The sequence below is a fragment of the Microcoleus sp. BM001215392 genome (genome assembly GCF_036700185.1).
Taxonomy (GTDB): domain Bacteria; phylum Cyanobacteriota; class Cyanobacteriia; order Cyanobacteriales; family Microcoleaceae; genus Microcoleus.
The window spans coordinates 1-3,076 of record NZ_JAUBOJ010000576.1; the positions used below are offsets into that span (position 1 = coordinate 1).

Consider the following 3,076-nt stretch of genomic DNA (forward strand, 5'->3'; position numbering starts at 1 on the left):
TTAGTCATTAGTTATTAGTTATTAGTTATTAGTTATTAGTTATTAGTTATTAGTTATTGGTTGTCAGTTCCAATGCCCAATGCTCAATTCCCTGCGCAAGCCAATGCCCAATGCCCAATGCCCAATGCCCAATGCCCAATTCCCAATTCCCTGCGCAAGCCAATGCCCAATGCCCAATGCCCACTGCCCAATTCCCAATGCCCAATGCCCAATGCCCAATGCCCAATGCCCAATGCCCACTGCCCAATTCAGAATTTGCACCTTTTGAGTGCAGCGTCTAAGGAAGCATCAAAGTTATAGCCCCGTTCAACTGTAGGGAAATGGCCGGCTGGGGGTTTGGTAAAGTTTGGTTCTTTTCCAGGTTTGTAATCCATGCGTTTGATTTGCGGGTTGTATGTCCATTCGATCGCCCATTCGCCCGATCGATTTTGCCATCCCACCTCATCGTACATTTTGCGGTAGTCTCCGAGAGCCCTGAGCACGCCCTGCTGGGCCGTAAAGCCAAATAAGCCGTTACTGGCGCTACTCCACAGTCGATCGACCGTTTGCAAATCTTTACAAGGTAGCAACTCCATTTCTTCTTTAGGAATCATCCCCACCGATCGGGCTTTCGGGCCCGCCGCCTCTAGCAAACGTTCGTAGGTTTCGCGATCGGCGGCTCTCCAGTTTTTCTGTAACAAATTATCGCGGAGTTTCCGATAGTCTACACCGCGATCGCTCTCCAGCGGAACTTGATTTAATTCTTGGGCCGTCTCGCCCGATTGCTGGAGTATTTCTGCACTTCCTCCACTAGCGGAAGAAACCGGCGCTACTGAAGCTGTTGGGTTGTTCGACTGCATTCTCAGACCCAGCCAAACTACTGCTCCAGCAAGGCTAAATAGCCCCAAAACGACGAACAAAGTTAGGATCAAAGCTGGTCTATTATTCTTTGCCATATTTTTCAGTATTTCCTGCCCATCGCTTATACCCGTCCTTTCTAACAGTATGTGCCGTTGCCACTCGCCTGATGAAACAGTATTTTTTTACGGGCAATCTCAATTTAACACTGTCCAAGTCGAAATAGCAGTGGATGTTGTAAATCTTTAACAATCAAACCCACAACCGGGCTACTAAAATTTGTGCAAAATCTCACTGAAATCTAACAACCAACAAACTATATCTCCAACTCTCACCGCAATGCAACTGCTGTTAAATGCCAGCTTTTTTTGGGGACAGCAAAGATTTTGAGCGGCGCCTGCTGTGGGTACATTTTACCAAAAAAAAATGGTTTAAAGCCCAAAGCCCGATCGGGAGAAAGTAAAAAAAGAAGATTCATTAGTCCAATCCTCGGACTTCCAGGTAGAGGTCGCCCTCAACTGTCAAGCGGTCAACTGTCAACTGTCAACTGAATGAAGGTGTTTTGTACTATTTTAAACAAAAAATTTCTGGTAAACTAAAGTGTAAAGTAGCCTTCGATCCCGAGACTGAAGTCCCAGGGTTTTCTGGTTATTTTTTGACAATAGAGTTTTTGAGAGAGTTGGGATTGAAATTACTTTGCCTCAGTAACGGCCACGGAGAAGACGCGATCGCCCTTCGCATCTTGCGGGAACTGCAACAGCACCCGCATCCCCCAGAAATAGCCGTGTTTCCGCTAGTGGGCGAAGGGCAAGCTTTCGCTCAACTAGAAAACGCCCGCATCATCGGCCCGGTGCAGCGGATGCCTTCAGGCGGCTTTATTTACATGGACGGAAAGGAATTTTTGCGCGATGTCAAAGGCGGTCTGCTTCAGTTGACCCTAGCTCAGTTTAAAGCCATCCGCGCTTGGGTGCGATCGCCACAACAATCTGAGAATCAAGACGGCGCCATCTTAGCCTGCGGCGATATCGTACCCCTGCTGTTTGCTTGGCTCAGTGGCGCGCCCTATGCGTTTCTCGGTACAGCCAAGTCTGAGTATCACCTGCGGGACGAGGAAGGGCTTCTGGCTCGCAAATCCCGCCCCTGGGCTTGGAAGATTTGGTCGCGATCGGTTTACTTCCCTTGGGAGCGCTGGTTGATGACCAGAAAAGCCTGTAAAGCCGTTTTTGTCAGGGACTCCCTCACCGCCGAGACTCTACAAAAGCTCGGAATTCCCGCCCACAATCTCGGAAATCCCATGATGGACGGACTCGAACCGGAAAACCCCGCCCGTTTTTACGGCCCTGATGCAGAGTTTCGGGAAATGGAGCGATCGCTCGTCATCACCTTACTGCCAGGTTCCCGAGCGCCGGAAGCCTATGCTAATTGGCTGCTAATAGTAGAGGCTGTAGCCGGAATTTTGTCGCTGTTTGCCGATCGCAAATTGTTATTTTTCGGAGCGATTTCCCCTCAGTTAAACTTAGAAGCTTTGCGACCAAGTTTAGAATTTTTCGGCTGGCGCCAAGACGGCGAAACTAGAACGCAGCGGCGAGAAGGAAGTATTTTGCGACCTCCTATTTCTAACGCTCAAGAAATTCGGCAAGCCTCTCCTAATTTGCTATTGCCGTTGACATTTGTGCAGAGAAATGCCACGATGATTTTAACTCAACAAACTTTTAACGATTGTTTGTCCGAAGCCGATTTAGCGATCGCAATGGCCGGAACAGCTACAGAACAATTTGTCGGTTTAGGAAAACCCGCGATCGCCATTCCCGGAAACGGCCCGCAATTTACTCGCGCTTTTGCCGAAGCTCAAAGTCGTCTCTTAGGCCCGTCATTAATTTTAGTCAAACATCCCGCCGAAGTTGCCGGCACCGTGCAGTCTTTGCTCCGCGACCCAGACAGGTTGCAGCTCATCGCTGAAAATGGCTGGCGCCGCATGGGAGAAGGCGGTGCATCAGCCCGAATTGCCAAGTGCTTAATTAAACAGTTCGGCGCATCCAACAATTCTTAATTGCCTGCAATATACTAGGAATACAACAATATTGTATCCCTACCGAATATCTTTAATTGTACTTTATTTTAAAAAATATTGTTCGCTAATTACTAACTTCCGTCGTTCGATCGTTCGGAATGCGAGTCCTCCGATTGGATGCGGACTCGCATTCCGAACGATCAAACAGCTTTAACATTTCTATGCAAT

Annotated in this window: 3 protein-coding genes; 1 reads left to right on the forward strand and 2 read right to left on the reverse strand. The window is 48.3% G+C overall.

Features of this window, described 5'->3' with window-relative positions; all coding sequences use genetic code 11:
• Positions 1-248: 248 nt before the first annotated feature.
• Positions 249-935, reverse strand: coding sequence for a GUN4 domain-containing protein (locus QT974_RS32850; protein ID WP_333472551.1), 687 nt, complete (start codon positions 933-935; stop codon positions 249-251).
• Between the two features lie 233 nt (positions 936-1,168).
• Positions 1,169-1,315 carry a hypothetical protein gene (locus QT974_RS32855; RefSeq protein ID WP_333472552.1) on the reverse strand — a complete coding sequence of 49 codons (147 nt, stop codon included), beginning with the start codon at positions 1,313-1,315 and terminating at the stop codon, positions 1,169-1,171.
• A 207-nt stretch (positions 1,316-1,522) separates the two neighbouring features.
• Here QT974_RS32855 and QT974_RS32860 point away from each other — a divergent pair, with 207 nt between their 5' ends.
• A complete protein-coding gene (locus QT974_RS32860) occupies positions 1,523-2,887 on the forward strand; it encodes a lipid-A-disaccharide synthase-related protein (protein ID WP_333472553.1) in 1,365 nt (454 codons plus the stop codon).
• The last annotated feature ends 189 nt before the right edge of the window (positions 2,888-3,076 follow it).